Source organism: Citrobacter sp. Marseille-Q6884, assembly GCF_945906775.1.
Classification (GTDB): Bacteria; Pseudomonadota; Gammaproteobacteria; order Enterobacterales; family Enterobacteriaceae; genus Citrobacter.
This window is the reverse complement of record NZ_CAMDRE010000002.1, coordinates 221,630-239,888: the sequence shown is the minus strand read 5'-3', so window position 1 is coordinate 239,888 and position 18,259 is coordinate 221,630. Positions and strand designations below refer to the sequence as shown.

Annotated in this window: 11 protein-coding genes; all 11 read right to left on the bottom strand. The window is 52.5% G+C overall.

The window, feature by feature from the left end; genetic code table 11:
• Position 1 precedes the first annotated feature (1 nt).
• On the bottom strand, positions 2 to 5,569 hold the full coding sequence (locus tag N7268_RS16110) for an adhesion domain-containing protein (RefSeq protein ID WP_409929200.1): 5,568 nt from the start codon (positions 5,567 to 5,569) through the stop codon (positions 2 to 4).
• Between the two features lie 108 nt (positions 5,570 to 5,677).
• The gene (locus tag N7268_RS16105; protein ID WP_260863686.1) at positions 5,678 to 6,643 is read right to left on the bottom strand and encodes a SinI family autotransporter-associated protein; all 966 of its coding nucleotides are present in this window, start codon (positions 6,641 to 6,643) and stop codon (positions 5,678 to 5,680) included.
• A 38-nt stretch (positions 6,644 to 6,681) separates the two neighbouring features.
• A complete protein-coding gene (sinH, locus tag N7268_RS16100) occupies positions 6,682 to 8,868 on the bottom strand; it encodes an intimin-like inverse autotransporter SinH (protein ID WP_260863685.1) in 2,187 nt (728 codons plus the stop codon).
• A gap of 219 nt (positions 8,869 to 9,087) precedes the next feature.
• The gene (locus tag N7268_RS16095; RefSeq protein WP_198903348.1) at positions 9,088 to 9,303 is read right to left on the bottom strand and encodes a zinc ribbon domain-containing protein; all 216 of its coding nucleotides are present in this window, start codon (positions 9,301 to 9,303) and stop codon (positions 9,088 to 9,090) included.
• Positions 9,304 to 9,355: 52 nt separating this feature from the next.
• Complete coding sequence (locus tag N7268_RS16090; protein WP_260863684.1) at positions 9,356 to 10,438, bottom strand: Gfo/Idh/MocA family oxidoreductase; 1,083 nt, start codon at positions 10,436 to 10,438, stop codon at positions 9,356 to 9,358.
• Positions 10,439 to 10,497: 59 nt separating this feature from the next.
• Entirely contained in the window at positions 10,498 to 12,042 is a 1,545-nt protein-coding gene (locus N7268_RS16085; RefSeq protein ID WP_260863683.1) for a peptide MFS transporter, read from the bottom strand.
• Positions 12,043 to 12,342: 300 nt separating this feature from the next.
• The gene (gene der / locus N7268_RS16080; protein ID WP_260863682.1) at positions 12,343 to 13,815 is read right to left on the bottom strand and encodes a ribosome biogenesis GTPase Der; all 1,473 of its coding nucleotides are present in this window, start codon (positions 13,813 to 13,815) and stop codon (positions 12,343 to 12,345) included.
• Positions 13,816 to 13,932: 117 nt separating this feature from the next.
• Entirely contained in the window at positions 13,933 to 15,111 is a 1,179-nt protein-coding gene (bamB, locus tag N7268_RS16075; protein WP_198903344.1) for an outer membrane protein assembly factor BamB, read from the bottom strand.
• Positions 15,112 to 15,121: 10 nt separating this feature from the next.
• Positions 15,122 to 15,742, bottom strand: coding sequence for a YfgM family protein (locus tag N7268_RS16070; RefSeq protein ID WP_260863681.1), 621 nt, complete (start codon positions 15,740 to 15,742; stop codon positions 15,122 to 15,124).
• Positions 15,743 to 15,755: 13 nt separating this feature from the next.
• Entirely contained in the window at positions 15,756 to 17,030 is a 1,275-nt protein-coding gene (gene hisS, locus N7268_RS16065) for a histidine--tRNA ligase (RefSeq protein WP_260863680.1), read from the bottom strand.
• 109 nt (positions 17,031 to 17,139) lie between these two features.
• Positions 17,140 to 18,258, bottom strand: coding sequence for a flavodoxin-dependent (E)-4-hydroxy-3-methylbut-2-enyl-diphosphate synthase (ispG, locus tag N7268_RS16060; protein WP_198903341.1), 1,119 nt, complete (start codon positions 18,256 to 18,258; stop codon positions 17,140 to 17,142).
• Between the last annotated feature and the right edge of the window lies 1 nt (position 18,259).

Sequence of the window (18,259 nt, the reverse complement as noted above, 5' to 3'; positions counted from 1 at the left end):
TTTACTGAAAGCAGGTCGCAAACCCTGCAGTGCTGGCAGGCTGAATCCCGCAATCCTGTGCCCCGCTCCCTTCATACATCCCACAATACAGAATGCCGTTTCGTGCCGAAGAGAGATAAGGGAAGCTCGGGGAAGATGGCCATCCCAGCGTGCTGAAGCGGCTATATAGCGCCTCCAGGTCCGGGTAATCCGGCGCGTTATCCATATTATCGCACTGTTTTGCCAGATCCCATTTACTGTTGTCGACGGTATGCGCCAGCGCCCAGGTTTCATTATTCACATCCGGCGCGACTGCCGGTACAGCATTCGCAGGCAGCTCCGATTTCAGCAGCGGGCGATGTAGTGGTTTTCCGTTCACCACAACGGTATCCGCCATATGCCCCCAAAAATTCGCTGAGGAAACATCCGGACTGGTTGCCACGGTAAAAATAGTATCCAGCGTCGCGGTAATCGCAGTGTTATCGGTCAACATCACCGTCATCGGCGTTTTATAGCCCGGCGTATTGTCCTGCCGAAGGGTAAAGTTCGCCGTCCCGTCAGCGCCGGTGATGCCGCTTATCGCGCTGCCATTCTCCGTCAACATCGAGGCCGTGCCTGACGATGGCGCCAGGGTCATATCGTCCATTGCCGCCACATCGCCATACAGCGTCGCACCGCTATTGCGCGGTAAAGCCTCCCCACGTTTTAGTGTGAAAGCAACGTTAGCCACCGGTTTTCCGGCACTGTCTTTGACCGTGACCGTGATTGGCATGGCTTCGCCTTTCTTCACCTTCGCCGCCTGGGTTGTCGCATCAAATGCTGTTGAGGTTAGCGTCACACCCGAGACAGAAGCATGCGGATGCACCAGACAAGACTGGTAGGCCAGAGTATTGGTCATCTCGACGTTTTGGTTGGACAAATCTATCGTCTGACACCGTCCATTATAGGTATGGGTACATGAGGCATCATTTGTCCACCAGGCATAACCCCCTTGTTTCACGGGCCAGCCGATCGCTGTTGCAAGCGTGCCGCCAGGGTAGCGACTGTACAGCGATTTCAGCTCTTCAAGTGATGGATGACGCGCCTCTTCACACGGCGCAGTGCTGCTATTCACGTTCTGCGATCCGGCTGGAACGGGCCAGCGTTCATTATTCACATCCGCATAGCTTACCGGACCGCCAGCGCCGCTGGTCGCCGCTAGCTCACTCCACAGTTTTGGTCGCTCAAAGACGGTGCCGTCGGCCGCCGTTGCCGTTTCCGGCATATGGCCCCAATAGTTGGCTTTTGCTGAATCCGGGCTGGTCAGTACCGTAAAGATCGCGCTCACAGGCTGAGATGTCACACTACTGTCGTCCAGCAACGCCTGCAGGGGGATTCTAACCCCCCAGCCATGATTGGGCTGATACACCTTCAACGTTGCACTACCATCCGCTCCGGTAGTGCCGTAATAGTTGTCCTCAGTATTGATCAAAAACACTTGATGGTTGCCCTGATCGGTGACCAAAATCAATTGCGACTGATAATCGGTTACCTCGCTATTTTGACGATTGAGTGTTTTCCCATGATTCAATAAGAACGGGGTATTTCCCATTAAATTCCCCTGCGCATCTCGAAGCGTGACGTTAAGCGTCATTTGTTCGTGCGCCTGCCCATAATCGGTTTTCACCTTCACGGCAGCATTACCATCGGCATCAACCTCCTGTTCCGATGTCAGCGTTATTTGTGCCACTTTCGGGTTCGCGGTTGTCTGACACGTTAAATACCCGCCTTTTGACTCCAGTACACTACCAGCACCGTTGCTAAGCTGTACGCCCAGATAATTACGGTTTTCGACACTGGCGGCATCCGCCGTACTGGTGTCATAACTTTTCAGCACAGGCCAGCCATCAACCTTATGCCCGCGCCAGTTGCTGGCAAGACTCACCAGTGCGGACTGGGAAGGAATATAAGCCACGCCACAACCACTGTTATTGGTTTTTCCAGCCTGGGTTTCGGTAAACAACGCCCAGATTTCATTATCTTCTACCGGCCCTTTACGCCCATTTCCCGGGGAACCACTCAGCTCTGAAAACAGTATCGGACGTTTAAAGGTCAATCCACCCGCCTCCAGTGTTTCCGGCATGTGCCCCCACATTTTTGCTTTCGCGCTATCCGGGCTGGTCACCACCGTGAAGATCGTGTCCAGCACCGCATTTTTCGTGGGATCGGCATAAAGTGCGGCGGTAAGCGCCGTCTTCGTGCCATGTGTATCCGGGCGAGTAATGGTGAGAATTTTACTGCCATCGCTGCCGGTCATTGCCGCATATACGGTAGCAGTATCGTTTAGCGTCAGTTCATCAGACTGCCCGCCATCAACGATCACCGGAGCGACAATACTGTCACCGCTGCCCGCCGTATGACGCTCACCAGAACGGGTATAACCATCACCACGGCTCAACGTAAACGGCGTATCCGGCATCGGATGACCTGCTGCATCTTTCACCGTGACCTTCACTTGCAGCGATTCGCCCTTTTTCAGCTTCGCCGCGTTAAGCGAACTGTCCCATTGAGCCTGATCCACGACATCCAGACTAATGCTGCTGGCCGGTGGATTCGCTGTTGTCAGGCAACTCATATAAAGGGGTGACGTATTGGTATTCACCAACGCACCATTATTCAGCCATATGGCATACAGATGGGGGGTTTTATCGGCAGGCGTACTGCTCCCGTACTCCTCACGCTGGGTCGGCCAACCGTGAACGTTCTGGATCGCGTTATTACGATTAGCCTCGTACAGTGCGTTCAATTGCGTTCGGGTCGGCACCTTATTTTCTCCACAGCCACCTGCCACGGTATTTTCGATATCCGCCTGGCCAACACGCGCCCATGTTTCGTTATTTTCGGTCAACGAACTTTGCTCACCGCTCACTTCCGACGCTAATTTTGGGCGTTCAAAGGTCATGGAGTCGACCTGAATGGTGCTATCCATATGGCCCCACATTTGCGCGCCGGTGACATCCGGGCTGGTCGGGACAGTAAAAATGACATAGTAGTTAATGGTATTTGGCAGTGCGGAATTGCTCGGGGTGATCGTCAGCGGCGTTCGTAGACCCACGCCGTTCGGTTGTTCGATTTCCACCCTGGCCACGCCCTGCGCATCCGTCGTACCGGAATAGACCATCGACGGCTGCGCAGTACCATACTGTGTGCCGTTGAGGGTGATGGCACCGCTGGTCGGGTCAGTGTAACCGGACGGCTGTACGGTCCTGACTAACCCGATGCCTTCCGTGATGGTAAAGGCTGTATTGGGTATTAGCGCATTATTCGCGGCATTGACGGTATGCACCGTCATGGTAATTTTTTCACCCACTTTTGCTTTCGCCAGCTTCGAATCGGGTGAGCTGTCTTTATCTGTCTCTACGACCACCTTCGCTATCAGCTCGTTAGCAGAACAGGTGAGATAGTTTGGCTGGAGAGCAGAATAGGTATCGACCCTACCATTTCCCAGGTTGACGGACACATGCGTGTCAGGCTGTGCCACAGCCGCCAGATAACTTTGCTTTGCCGTCGGCCAACCGTGCTCAGTACCGATGATATTGCCCTGATGGCCGGCGTATAAACTCTCCAGCGAACGCTGATCAGGAACATGCCCGGAGCCACATTCAGCCTCCATGCTGGTATTTTGTTCGAAAAGCGCCCAGTCTTCGTTATTTTCACGCACCGAACCGATGTCGTTGGTCGTTTCATCCGCCAGCCGCGGGCGTTTGTAGAGATTACCGGCTTCCATTATCCCGTTGCCCATATGCCCCCACATACGGGCATAGCCGCTGTCCGGGCTGGTGACCACGGTGAAGATCACGTCTTTCGCATCCGAGGCGGTAAAATTGCTGCGCATTTTCGCCGTGATATGCGTTTTTACCCCAACGCCACCAGGCTGAGTCAGGATCAACGTCGCCTGACCGTTCACATCGGTCATGCCTTCATAATTGTGATCATCGGCTTTTTGCAAATCGCTGTTCGTGGCTATCTGTACCGGGTTCAGTTCCCAGTCGGTATTCGTTTCACCTTTACGGTTAACCCCCTCATCAAGGTGTACAGAAAAGTAGTAGTAGGCCAGCGGCTGATGATTATTTTTCTTATCGGTTATGGTCAGACGCATATGTGTCTCATCACCCACCGCCACTTTCACCGCCTGTAAGGTGTCATCATAATTATCCGGCGTTAGCGTAAGCTCAGGATCAACGTCAGGCGCATCTTTATCGACACAACTGACGATGAACTTGTTGTCATCCGGTTTCTGCGCTTCACTACGGTTGGAGACATCTGCCGCATGGTGCTGCCCGGTTGTGCCCGCCAGCGATGACCAGTAGTAATTGTTCATTACCGGCCAGCCTGCAACGTCCTGCACTGACGTTGGGATGACGCTCGCCAGCGCGCCAAAATGACGCATACCGGGAAGAATATCGCAGTGGTTATCCGCGCCGTGCCAGGTGAAGGTAGACCAAATTTCATTGTGATCGACTACGGTTCCGTCTTCATTATCGACCTCCGCCGCCAGTTTCGGGCGACTAAAGGTGTAATCCTGAGCCTGTATTGTTTCCGCCATGTGTCCCCACATATTGGCTTGTGGAACATCGGGGCTGGTCAGGACAGTGAAGATCACCGCGGTTTCACTGGTTTGCGAGATACCCGGCAAACTCACCGTCAAAGGGGTTTTAACACCCGGACCATTCGGCTGGGTCACTTTTACTGTCGCCACACCGCTGGTATTGGTTGTGCCGTAATATTCCGTGGTGGTGGTGGTCAGTTCCGTGGTGTCCAGCTTAACTGGCCCGGCATTATTTACCGCATTCTGGCGGTTTATGGCATCACCACGCTTGATGATAAACGGGATGTTTCCCAGCAGATTTCCCTGGCAGTCTTTCGTCGTCACCATCAACGTAAGCGTGTCGCCAACTTTGGCTTTTGCCGCTTTTAGCGCATTGTCATAGCTGGCGGCGCTCACGGTCACCAAATCTCCCTGAGCGGGGGCGATATTCAGCGTCACCTGTTTTTCACTGAGCAAAACCAGACCTTGATTCGGCACACCGGTCTGCGTGAACAGATCCAGCGAGGGTAAGCTTTCATCCTGATCAAATTGGGGGATCGCCACCAGTTGATGCCCCGCCAGGTTTTGTGCGCAGAAAGAGCGATCCGGGCGAGGCTGTGGGTTAAGTGGTGTATCTGGCGTAGCGGCCTCGGCCCAGACCAGTGACACTGCGGGTTGGGTATGGCTTGCCCAACGTAACATTGGGGGATTGCTAAAAATATCGCCTTCGGTATCTCGAGGGTTAATCAGCACCATACTGGTCGCTGTAGCATCTACGCTGAAGTCACCAGGCATCGCGTTAAACGCGATAGTGTGTTCTTTACTGGGATCGAGTTGAATACTGCCTTGATAAACCGGCACACTGGCGCTATCCGCCAGGGGGCTGGTGCCGTTGATCGCACCTGTCGAAATACCGGGTTGTATCCACGGGCCCCCTTTTAACGCTGCCTGCGCGGAGAACATCACCATCGGCATAAGCAGCGCCAATAGCATCCATTTAGCCAGTTTCTGATACCCATCCATGAGTAAAAACCACCTTAATCTCTTCGGTTCAACACGTTTTGATTAGCGACTCTCGCTAAGCAAAACGTATGGAAAACGCCACCCCATACGGGATGGCAAGGGGTGATGTTATTTGCGCTGGAAGTCGATAGACAAACCGTAGCCCTGAACACCATCGTTGCCGATGGTGATGCCACCGCCTGCGTAATCGAAAGCGCCCTTCGCTTCGGCGTTCGTAACCGGAATAACCAGGTCTTTGTTGTTGTTACCCGGATTGACCAGTCCACCAGCAGTCCCCAACTGCAGACTGGTGCCTGTGAAGCGCCAGCGATAGTTATACTGGCTGGTAACCTCTTCACCTGTATCGTATTTGTCCGGCGTGCCCCCTGCTTTATCTTTCCACAGCAGAACTTTATAGGTGGTATTGGTTTTGAGTGTCGTTGCCGTGCCAAGCAGGTTCGTTGTTGTACCGGCTTCGTAAATGACAGCATGTACTGCATCATCAAATACCGGACCTTCTGGAATATCATCACTGTCCGAACCACCACCCGCGTTGCTTGACAAATCGTTCAGCAAAATCTCCGGAGCCACATTGGGATCGCCGGTTGTCGTCGTCGGCGTCATTTTGATACCTATGTAACGGTTAGCATCCGCGTCCGCAATGGTGTAACTGTCGCTGCCTTTCGTGCCGATCTCCTGAGGATCGGAACCCGATTGATCGCTGTAACTCATCCACTGCACGGTGGCTTTTGTCGCCGTATTATTCACATCCAGATCACCCTGCTCATCGCCGATGGTCCAGTTAACGGTCACTTTATCGCCAACATGAAACTGTCTGTCGCCTTCCGAACTCGCTGTACGGCTACCACGATCAACCGTCACGGTGACATGCGCTTTATCAGCCTCGGTAATCTCTGTCGCACTACGTGTGATCCAGGGGATTGTCCCTTGAATACTGCCGGTATTCCCTGTCACTGACTGCCACTGCCCGGCTTTCAGTTGCCCCTCCGCCGCCATCGCGGGTACCGCACAGTAGCCTGCTAAAGCCAATGCCAACGCGATTTTGGTCAAACGCCGTTTTGTTTCCTGCTGCATATTCACTCTCCTTAGTCAAACTTCAGCGACTGGGCATCTCATCTCTTGCGATATAAGACACGCAGCCCATAACCTTGCACCCCATCGCCATCACTCGCCCCAAACATCTGTTGCGCCTCTCGGTTGCTGGCAGGGATCACCATATCTTTATTCGCAGTATTGGCCTGCGCCCCGGTTTCACCATGCACACTCTGTCCGGTGAATTGCCACTGGTAGTCATACTGGGTCATTTCATCATCGGTTAATTTTTCCGCCTGCTGGAACAGCCCATCTTGATTAGCATCGCGCCACAGAATAAAACGGTAGGTACTGTCAAGAAGCAGCGGCTCTCGACTGTCAATCAAATTGACGGGGTTCTCCGCACCCACACGATAAATAAGGGCATTCAGCCCCCCTGTGCCAATATTAAGAAACGTCACATTGACCAAGTTACTGTCATCATAGGGCTGCGCTTTGACTTTCCAGCGGAAAGTGCCTGCAAGCGTACTGGCCAGCGTGACGGTGCCTCTGGTTTTATCCTGCGCGGCAATAAACACGCAGGGTTTATCGTCAGCACAGGATTTCTTCGCCAGGCTGACTTTCTTATCCTGCGCGTCATACAGTTCCAGACTTAAATTCTCGTCAGGCAGTGGTTTACCTTTGCCATTGATGTCATCACCAAAACTGTCGGTAATATCCAGATCCAACACCACGCCATCAACACCATTTGCCAGCGCGCGCGCGTCGTGACGATGGTTGTTTTCATCCGGCACATGGGCCAGGTTATTGACGATAAGCTCAATTTTTCGGTTCTGCTGAACAGTAACTTCAACAACACCGGAAGTTTGTCGATTGCCTTTTTCATCTTCCAATGCCAGCCGTACCCGCCAGGTATTGAGTTTCTGCTGCTCCGTTTCGTCAGCGCTGTATTGCCAGGCGGGCAGAACCAGATTCCAGTGGTTATTGTTTCCTTCGGAGATCGCCTCTTCTTTTACGACCGGCATCACCAGGGTACGCGCGGCGTTATTCTTCGCCTGCCAGGAGGCGGCGACGATTTTGTAATGATGGTTAATCAGCGCATTGATCGTCCATTTACATTTCTCCAACCCGACAGCCTCTTCCGGAGAATCTTTAATCACACACTCGGGATGCGCCGTATTGGCATCCGCTTTTAACCATAGCGTGACGTCTAATGGCGCTTTCTCGCGATATTCCAGCACGATGAAATTGTTACGTTCGACAAAATCATGGCGGCTTCCCTTCAGTGAATGGGATGCTTTCACATTCTCAGCATTCATCTGGTCTTTTAAAGGGATACCAAATTGGTAATTCAGTGTGGCATTAACACTGAGATCGTTGTTGTCGCCCGTTCCCGCTTTGTAATCCGTACTGATGGTCAGTAACGGAACAGGTTGATAGTTCAGACCCAGCGTAATGGCACGAGGATCCTTTTCTAAATTATCGCTACCAAACAGCGCAACTTCATCACCGTAGTACTGCTCATAAATAACTTTGCCGCCTAGTTGAGGGTACGCAGGCAACCAGGCTTCGGCGCGAAAATCCCAGCCGCGTGCTGGGCGCTCTTCATAAAAATCAAAATCTTCGGAGTCTTTCCAGTCGGAAAGTGGATGATAATAATTAGCGGAGATTTTTAAATAATCGGCCCAGGCTTCCGCACCTAAACCCAGTCGGCGATGCCCACGACTAAAGTCATAGTCATAAAATATATTTGCACCCAATAACCATTCATTAAAATCATGTCTAACACCCACACCCATATTACCCATGGTGCGTTCATCTTTTCGCTGAGTGGAAAATTGACTGAAATAAACAGTGCGCTGATTATCATACCAGGGAACGAAATAATCGATTGAGGAACCGTCCAGGTCACCGCCTTCTCCAACCGATAAATTCGTTCGCACTTTTCCATACGGAGACATCAGTCCCTCAACATAAGATTGAGCTGTTGAGGTTAGCTGCCCTTGCAAATAGCTTCTGGCCTGCGATTCCAGCGCCTCAGGCGACAGGTTCGTAAACCCTTGTGCCGCAGAACCGATGACGTACTCTGTGCCCTGTTCTTTGAGTAACTTTTTTGGGTGGTTTTGTTCCTCTTGCGTGGACTCACTGCCCAGTTCAGGAAGTGAGTTCTCAGAAGAGGACTCGCTCTTTTCCATCGGGTTGTCCGGAACAGCATATGCCGCACCAGAAATGAGCATAAAAATAATAAAGCGCATCCATTGCACCATAATATATCCTTATAAAACAAGGCCCCATTATTAATGCGGAATTAATCAGCCTCATTAATATTATATTATGGAACTATGAAAACATGCACTTCAGAAAACCTAAATTAATTCTTAAATATATCTAAACCTGGTTTTTTAAGATTACCGACCATTTCCATTTCGAAACATTCACATAGTGAATGTTTCGAATCATAATAACACCTGATTGATATTACTCTGTCAAAGCACAATAAACTCCACGCGTTTTTTTGAAATCAAACCGTGGCCGTTCTGACAGAAATAATCCACCGCACCACAGGCTTTTAACACCTGAAGTGGCTTGTGGCATTCCGGGCAGCGCGCTTCAAGCTGGACGTCTTTATTGCAATTCTCGCAGTGCGCCACACCGTTTTGTGGCGTTAGTTCCGCGTGGCAATCCGGACAGGTAATTGACATGGTGACTCCTTTACAAGGGATTCATAACTGCATTGATTTTAACACGGCGCACTTAATGTGCCCCTCGCAACTGTTGCTGTAACGTCAGCAGACGCTCGACCTCTTCAAGTCTGCGTTGAGTCGTACGACTCACCTCTTCCGGGCTACGCACAAACAGACTTTGCGCCCCCAGGATATGCTCTGCCAGACAGTGAGCGTAGATCGTTCCGGGGAGGCTCCAGCGCTGTACGCTGCCGCCATCAATCAGTTCAAGCACATCCTCTGCGCCGCGTCGGTCATAACTGATAACTCGTCCATCGCGCAGATGAAGCCGCAGGCCTTTTTGCCCTCCGGCAGGCCCCGCGTATTTATTGAGCCAGATATCCAGTGGTACGCCGCTCATCTGTCCTTGCAGATGCGCCTCACCTTCTGCTGTGCTCAGATCGTCCTGGCAGATATCGCGGCCCAGACGGTCTTTAGCGGTCACCACCTGCAACGCCATATCATCATTGCCACCCAGGTAGCGTACCGTTTCACGCAGCATCGCCAGCACATGCGTGCCAATATCCAGAATCACACCATCCGGGTGGCGAAGTTCGCGCGTATCCGGCTCGCCTGTAGCAAAGTTGAGCGCGATAGGCTCTCCTGCCGCGTTGAAGCCGCTCGGCTCCTGCAGAAATCCTTCGATTCTGACGATGTCCGAAAAATCAGAAACCAGTGCATCCTGGCGGGTATCGCCATGCCACTGTGGGCTTAGTTTCCCCAACATCAGTTGCATCGCGCCATTACGGGCCATCCAGTGGTCAAGTGCCAATATGCGAGAGGCCACGCCGGGCATCGCCAGCCGCGCTTTCAGTATTTCGATTTGGGGAAGTGTGGGGACGATGGGCTTTTCAACCACAATACGCGGTATTGATGAGGCCAGCGCCTGTTCAAGGACGTCAAGATGCTGCAGGGATGCGGTAGTGATAAACAGCGTATCAAGAGGCTGAGCAATAAGCTCGGCGAGTGAAGCGCAGCGTGTCACGCCTTGTGGCTGCTTTGCGGGTTGTACATCAAATCCGAGACAACTCACCGAAGTACCAAACAGGTTTCGTATTGCGGGCAAGTATGCCGTTTCAACTACTGCGCCAAGCCCAACAAACCCTAACAACATGTTCTCACCTCGTCGATTGAATGGCCGGGGCAAAACGCCTGCCCCGGCAAAATCGAGGTTTATGAGGCGTTAGTAACCGGTTTAGTCTGCACATTTTCCAGCATGCGGCGTACCGGAACAATGAGAATGATCAGTACCGCAGCGCAGATGAGCAGCGCAATGGAACAACGCGCAAAGAGATCGGGCAGCATATCAAGCTGATCGGCCTTCACGTGACCGCCAATCAGACCCGCCGCCAGATTACCCAGCGCACTGGCGCAGAACCACAGCCCCATCATCTGACCGCGCATTCTGTCAGGCGCCAGCAGCGTCATTGTCGCCAGACCAATCGGGCTCAGGCACAGTTCACCCAGCGTCAGCATCAGGATACTGCCCACCAGCCAGAAAGGAGAAACGCCTGCACCGCCATTACTCAGCACGTTTTGAGCCGCCAGCATCATCAGGCCAAAGCCCGCTGCCGCACAGAGAATGCCGATAACGAACTTGGTGATACTGCTCGGGCGAATGTTCATGCTCGCAAGCTTCGGCCACGCCCAACTGAACACCGGTGCCAGCAGGATGATAAACAGCGCGTTGATTGACTGGAACCACACGGCCGGGATTTCAAAATCACCGATCATACGGTTAGTGTAGTCATTGGCAAACAGGTTGAACGACGTTGGCTTTTGCTCGAATGCAGACCAAAAGAACGCGGCGGAAATCAACAGAATAAAGCAAACCAGCAGCCTGGCGCGTTCTTTACGGTTTAACCCCGCAAACACGAACAAGTAGATGAAGTAGAGAGCAACGGAGGCCGCAATCACGTATACCAGCATACTGGCAACAGCAACCGGGTTGATCACAATGACGCCCTGCGCAATCAGAGTAACCACAATTGCCACACCGACGGCCAGCGCCAGCAGCCATGCACCCACGCCCTTTCTCTTCACCACCGGACTGTTCCAGGTGGAGTCCAGCCCCACTTCACTATCGTAGCGTTTCATCGCCGGAACCGCAAAGATACGGAAGATGATCAGCGCCACCAACATTCCGATACCACCGATACCAAAGCCCCAGTGCCAGCCATGCGTTTTAATCAGCCAGCCCGAGATCAGCGGCGCAATGAAGGAGCCCATGTTGATGCCCATATAAAACAGCGAGAAACCGCCGTCGCGTCGCGCATCACCCTTTTTATACAGTGTACCGACCATGACCGAGATACAGGTCTTGAACAACCCAGAACCCAGTACGATAAACATCAGGCCGATAAAGAACAGGTTGTCGCCCATTATCGCGGAAAGCGCGATAGACAAGTGACCAAGCGCAATCAGTATGGAGCCATACCAGACCGCTTTCTGCTGCCCGAGCCAGTTATCCGCCAGCCATCCGCCAGGCAGCGCAGCAAGATACATGGTACCGGCAAAAATACCGACAATCGCCGAGGCATTTTCACGTGCCAGCCCCATGCCGCCGTCATAAACGGTAGCCGCCATAAACAGGATAAGTAATGGACGAATGCCATAAAACGAAAAGCGTTCCCACATTTCCGTGAAGAACAGTGAGCCGAGTGGATACGGGTGGCCGAGGAACGTTCGGCTTTCTTTTTGATGAACAGAGGATTGCATAATTCTCCCGAAAAGGTATGTCGTCGTGCTTATAAACACCGCAATGCACACCAGCCAGTCATTTATCTGGCCGTTTTTTTACATGCGGTGAAGAATGTTTTAACCATTTGATAACCTGATGCTAGTTTTGTCTAGTACCAACCCCTGAACTTTAAGATGAAAATTCGACAATTGTCTACTTTCTTAGATTTAAACTTGGTAAAAAACGAATAGTGATTGACATAACACAGATAAAACGGGCGATGAACAGACGAAAAAAACCCGCGACATGCGCGGGTTTTATCTTGAGAGCAGAAATGCTTATTTGCTTTTCTTGATGTGCTTAATCAAACGCTTACGTTTACGCATCTGGGTCGGGGTCAGTGTATTGCGTTTGTTCGCATACGGGTTTTCCCCTTCTTTAAACTGAATGCGGATCGGCGTCCCCATGACTTCCAGGGATTTACGGAAGTAGTTCATCAGATAGCGTTTGTAAGAATCCGGCAGGTCTTTTACCTGGTTACCGTGGATCACCACAATCGGCGGGTTATAACCACCGGCATGGGCATATTTCAGCTTCACGCGGCGGCCACGCACCAGCGGCGGCTGATGATCTTCTGCCGCCATGGTCATGATGCGGGTCAACATCGCGGTGCTGACACGACGGGTTGAGCTGTCATAGGCTTCACGTACGGATTCAAACAGGTTACCCACGCCGCTGCCATGCAGCGCAGAAATGAAGTGAACGCGCGCAAAATCAATAAAGCCCAAACGGAAGTCCAGCGTCTCTTTAACCTGTTCTTTCACTTCCTGGGTCAGCCCATCCCACTTGTTGACGACGATAACAAGTGAGCGCCCACTATTGAGGATAAAGCCCAGTAGCGACAAGTCCTGATCGGAAATACCTTCACGCGCATCAATCACCAGCATGACGACGTTAGCGTCTTCAATCGCTTGCAGCGTTTTGATTACCGAGAATTTTTCTACCGCTTCGGTAATTTTCCCGCGTTTACGCACACCTGCGGTATCAATCAGCACATATTCGCGCTCATCGCGTTCCATCGGGATATAAATACTGTCACGCGTCGTACCCGGCATATCGTAAACCACGACGCGGTCTTCACCCAGAATGCGGTTAGTCAGTGTGGACTTACCTACGTTCGGACGACCGACAATCGCCAGCTTAATGGGCAGGTCTTGCGGATTGAAATCGTCTTCAGGCTCTTCTTCGCCGTTTTCTTCAGCTTCCAGTTTCGCCCAGTATTCCGCATCTTCATCCACTTCTTCCCGCGGGGCTACGTCATCCATCCACGGCAGCAGCACGTGCTCCAGCAGACTGAGAACGCCACGACCATGAGAAGCGGCAATCGGATGAATCTCTCCCAGACCCAGTGAATAAAAATCGACAACCGCCTGGTCAGGATCAAGCCCGTCCGTTTTGTTCGCCACCAGGAAAGTCGGTTTCTGTCGGGCACGCAGATGCTTCGCAATAGCTTCATCCGCAGGCATCAGGCCTGCACGCGCATCCACCATGAACAGGACAACGTCAGCTTCTTCGATAGCCAACAGCGACTGTTCCGCCATACGGGTTTCAACACCGTCTTCGGTGCCGTCAATACCGCCGGTATCAATACAGATAAACTCACGGCCTTCAATTTCCGCACGACCGTACTTACGGTCACGAGTCAGACCCGGGAAATCCGCAACCAGCGCATCTCGGGTGCGAGTTAGACGGTTAAATAACGTGGATTTGCCAACGTTAGGGCGCCCGACAAGCGCGACCACAGGTACCATGTTTAAAGCCTCATTTAAAAAATCATCAGACAACGTACGCATTTTTGCGCCATTGTTAAAAACAGGAAAACGGCCCCTGCACCAGGAGCCGTTTTTCAAAGCGAGCGGCCGGGACGATTAACGCGTAATAGAATACAGCGTACCGTCTTTCGCCTGGATCAGCAGTTTGCCATCAGCAGAGACCGGCTCGGTCAGGAAACCTGAGCTGTCAACTTTCTGCTGAGCGACAAAGCGACCATCTTCAATGTTAATCCAGTGCAGATAGCCTTCGCCATCACCCACGACTAAGTTGCCATTGTACAACACTGGAGACGTCAGCAGGCGGTGCAGCAGATCGCTTTGCGTCCACAGCGTCACGCCGCCATCGGTGGTCAATGCCAGCACACGGTCATTCTGATCAACCAGATAGATACGATTGCCATCGACGATGAAATCATTCACCGAGCCCAGCTCACGTTTCCACATAATCTGACCGCTACGCAGATCCAGCGCCGTCAGGTTACCATTATAAGCCAGGGCGTAAACAACGCCATTGACGACAACCGGCGTGGTATCCACATCACTCAAACGATCGATTTCAGTTGGACCTGTCGCCTGGGAAATACGTTGCTGCCAAATCATCTGGCCCTGTTGCATCAGCACCGCGCTCACGCGACCGTTATCACCGCCGACAATGGCTGCGCCATAAGCGGTCGCCGGTGCGGATTCACCACGTAACGAGAGTGACGGCATATCGAGGTTAACGGTCCATTTGATGGCGCCATCAGCTTCGTTTAATGCCTGCAATTGACCGTTGCTGGTGTGGATCAGCACCACGCCATCACTCACAACGGGGCGAGACAGGGCTTCACCCGCAACTTTAGTCTGCCATGCGGCGGTACCGTCACTGGTATTCAGCGCATAAACCTGTGCTTTTTCGCTGCCAATGTAAACATGGCCGCCGGACACCGTCACGCCGCCAGAGAGCTGCGCGGAAGCACGGGAGAACCAACCGTCTTTCTCACCAAGATTAACCGACCAGACTTCCTTGCCATCGTCCGCGTTCAACGCTTTTACCACACCCTCGCGGGAAGCGGCGTAGACCACGTTATCCGCCAGAGCAGGATGAAGATTGGAATAGAAATCACCAATACCATTGCCGACAGAAGTGCTCCAGGCAGTGGACGGAGTAAACTGATTTTCAACCACCGGTAATGGGGACATCTTAACGACATCTTCTTCGCCACTAAACAGTGAACAGCCGCTCAATAGGGTAACGGAAAGCAGCCCTGGCAGAAGTAATTTACGCAATTGCATCGGGTCCCTCTCAGATGGACAAATTATTGATTTTCATCTGCATCATTTCGCTCAGAGCAGGAGAGGCATCGCTTTTCACGCCCGCTTCCCATGCGCTACGCGCACCTTGTTTATCACCCTTGCTCAGTAACGCTTCACCACGAAGGTCGGCGACAATGGCTGCCCACCCTTCGCCTTTAACGGTATCGAGAGTTTTCAGTGCGGTATCAGCCTGTTTAAGCTGAACCTGAACACGGGCGAGACGCAGATTAATCACCGCTTTGAGATTCTCATCGCTGGTGGCTGCCAGTCCTTGTTGCAACTGGGTAGCGGCTTTTTCAAGTTCGTTTTTATCAACAAACTGCTGCGCCAGTTCCATCGACGCTAACGCGCCATACGTATTTTTATTCTCCGCTGCAAACTTCTCTGCAGCAGGAATGCTATCGGCTTTACCCGCGCTTACCGCAGTGACCGTATTTTGATATGCCAGAGAAGCAGAGCGTGCGGACTCCGTTTGATGGTTAGTCCAGTAGCGCCAGCCGACCAGCGCGCCAACCCCTAAAATGACCCCAACAGCCAACGCTTTGCCGTTTTCAGCAAAGAAGCGTTTAACCGCGTCAATCTGGTCGTTTTCGTTCTCGTAAATTTCCACGCTGTCCTTCTCCTTAGCCCAGTAGAGTGCGCAAATGCGTGGCAACGCTATCCTGCGCTACTGCCGTTTGCTCACCAGAGCGCAAATCCTTCACTACAACAGTACCGTCAGCCACTTCGGACTCGCCCAGTACCAGTGCAACGCAGGCGCCCCACTTATCGGCGCGAGCAAACTGCTTTTTAAAGTTGCCGCCACCGTGGTTTGTCATCAGTTTCACACCCGGCACTTCATCGCGCAGACGTTCAGCCAACGTCATGGCCGCAGACTGTGTATCCGAGCCTGAAGCAACCAGGTATATATCGACAACGGAATCGGCTTTAAATTCCGGATTAACAGCCTGAACTAACAAAACAAGTCGTTCGAGACCCATCGCGAAGCCCACCGCCGGTGTCGCTCGACCGCCAAGTTGCTCAACCAGGCCATCATAACGACCACCCGCACAAACAGTTCCCTGCGAGCCGAGGCTGCTGGTGACCCATTCAAATACGGTGCGGTTGTAGTAGTCAAGACCACGAACCAGACGCTGATTCACGGTATAGGCAATACCTGCAGATTCCAGCAGTTTGCACAGGCCCGCGAAATGTTCGCGAGAATCATCGTCAAGGTAGTCACCCAGTGCCGGTGCATCATTCAGCAGAGCCTGCACTTCCGGGTTTTTAGAATCCAGCACACGCAATGGGTTGCTGTACATGCGGCGCTTACAGTCTTCGTCCAGCTTCTCTTTATGCTGTTCCAGGAACGCCACCAGCGCATCGCGGTAATTGGCGCGGGCTTCAAGTGAACCGATAGAGTTCAGCTCAAGGCTTACATGTTCAGAAATACCCAGCGCACGCCACCAACGGGCGGTCAGCATAATCAACTCCGCATCGATATCCGGCCCCTGCAGACCAAACACTTCGACACCCAGCTGATGGAATTGGCGATAGCGTCCTTTTTGTGGACGTTCATGGCGGAACATCGGTCCGATGTACCACAGACGCTGTTCCTGATTGTACAGGAGACCATGTTCGATGCCGGCGCGTACGCAGCCCGCCGTCCCTTCTGGACGCAGCGTCAGGCTATCGCCATTACGGTCCTCAAAGGTGTACATCTCTTTTTCAACCACGTCGGTCACTTCACCGATCGCGCGTTTGAATAACGGGGTCTGCTCTACAATCGGCAAGCGGATTTCACTGTAACCGTAGCTGCCGAGCACGTTTTTGAGAGTGCCTTCAATGCGCTGCCAGATGGCGGTTTCGCCAGGCAGATAATCGTTCATGCCGCGAATGGCTTGAATGTTTTTTGCCACGTTTATTCTCTTTCTGAATATAAAAATGAACCCTCAGCGCTTCCCGAACACTACGGGCGCTATGCGGGTTCAATCATACACGGGAAGCATGTCGCTTCCCATCACGTTATTATTTTTCAACCTGCTGCACGTCGATTCGACGCGCTTCATCCAGGATGCTGGCTTTGGCACGAATGCGGGCTTCAAGCTGCGTAATCATATCGTCGTTATCGAGTCTGTCTTTACGCACGCCGTCTTCATACAAACCACTTTTCTTGTTGCCGCCCGTCACGCCCAGCGTTGACACTAACGCTTCACCTGGACCGTTAACCACACAACCAATGATCGAAACGTCCATTGGCGTAATGATATCTTCCAGACGTTGTTCCAGCGCGTTCACCGTGCCGATAACATCAAACTCCTGACGGGAACAGGTTGGACAAGCGATAAAGTTGATCCCACGTGCGCGGATACGCAGTGATTTCAGAATATCGAAACCGACTTTGATCTCTTCCACCGGATCGGCCGCCAGGGAGACACGCAACGTATCGCCAATACCTTCAGACAGCAGCAAGCCAAGGCCGATCGCGGATTTCACCGCCCCACTCCGCGCGCCACCGGCTTCGGTGATCCCCAGGTGCAGCGGTTGATCGATTTGCTTCGCCAGCAGGCGATAGGATTCAACGGCGAGGAAAACATCAGACGCTTTGACGCTGACTTTGAATTGATCAAAGTTCAGGCGATCGAGATGATCCACATGACGCATGGCCGATTCCAGCAGCGCCTGCGGCGTCGGTTCGCCGTATTTTTCCTGCAGATCTTTTTCCAGCGATCCGGCATTTACGCCGATACGGATAGGAATATTTTTATCGCGCGCGCAATCGACTACCATGCGGATACGCTCTTCATTACCGATATTGCCTGGGTTGATACGCAGGCAATCAACGCCGTATTCCGCCACTTTCAGCGCAATACGGTAGTCGAAGTGAATATCAGCAACCAGCGGGACTGAGACCTGCTGTTTGATAAGCTTGAACGCTTCTGCCGCATCCATTGTCGGTACGGAGACACGCACAATATCCGCGCCTACGCGTTCCAGCGCTTTGATTTGATTGACCGTCGCCGCCACATCGGTGGTGCGTGTATTGGTCATAGATTGTACGGCAATGGGCGCACCATCACCGATCGGCACGTTCCCAACGTAAATGCGTGTCGATTTTCTACGTTGAATTGGAGCCTGGTTATGCATT

What these genes read in the sequence shown, in the direction of transcription:
- N7268_RS16110 (WP_409929200.1), bottom strand. Translation starts at nt 5,569, where the DNA reads ATGGATGGGTATCAGAAACTGGCTAAATGGATGCTATTGGCGCTGCTT.
- N7268_RS16105 (WP_260863686.1), bottom strand. Translation starts at nt 6,643, where the DNA reads ATGCAGCAGGAAACAAAACGGCGTTTGACCAAAATCGCGTTGGCATTG.
- sinH (WP_260863685.1), bottom strand. Translation starts at nt 8,868, where the DNA reads ATGGTGCAATGGATGCGCTTTATTATTTTTATGCTCATTTCTGGTGCG.
- N7268_RS16095 (WP_198903348.1), bottom strand. Translation starts at nt 9,303, where the DNA reads ATGTCAATTACCTGTCCGGATTGCCACGCGGAACTAACGCCACAAAAC.
- N7268_RS16090 (WP_260863684.1), bottom strand. Translation starts at nt 10,438, where the DNA reads ATGTTGTTAGGGTTTGTTGGGCTTGGCGCAGTAGTTGAAACGGCATAC.
- N7268_RS16085 (WP_260863683.1), bottom strand. Translation starts at nt 12,042, where the DNA reads ATGCAATCCTCTGTTCATCAAAAAGAAAGCCGAACGTTCCTCGGCCAC.
- der (WP_260863682.1), bottom strand. Translation starts at nt 13,815, where the DNA reads ATGGTACCTGTGGTCGCGCTTGTCGGGCGCCCTAACGTTGGCAAATCC.
- bamB (WP_198903344.1), bottom strand. Translation starts at nt 15,111, where the DNA reads ATGCAATTGCGTAAATTACTTCTGCCAGGGCTGCTTTCCGTTACCCTA.
- ispG (WP_198903341.1), bottom strand. Translation starts at nt 18,258, where the DNA reads ATGCATAACCAGGCTCCAATTCAACGTAGAAAATCGACACGCATTTAC.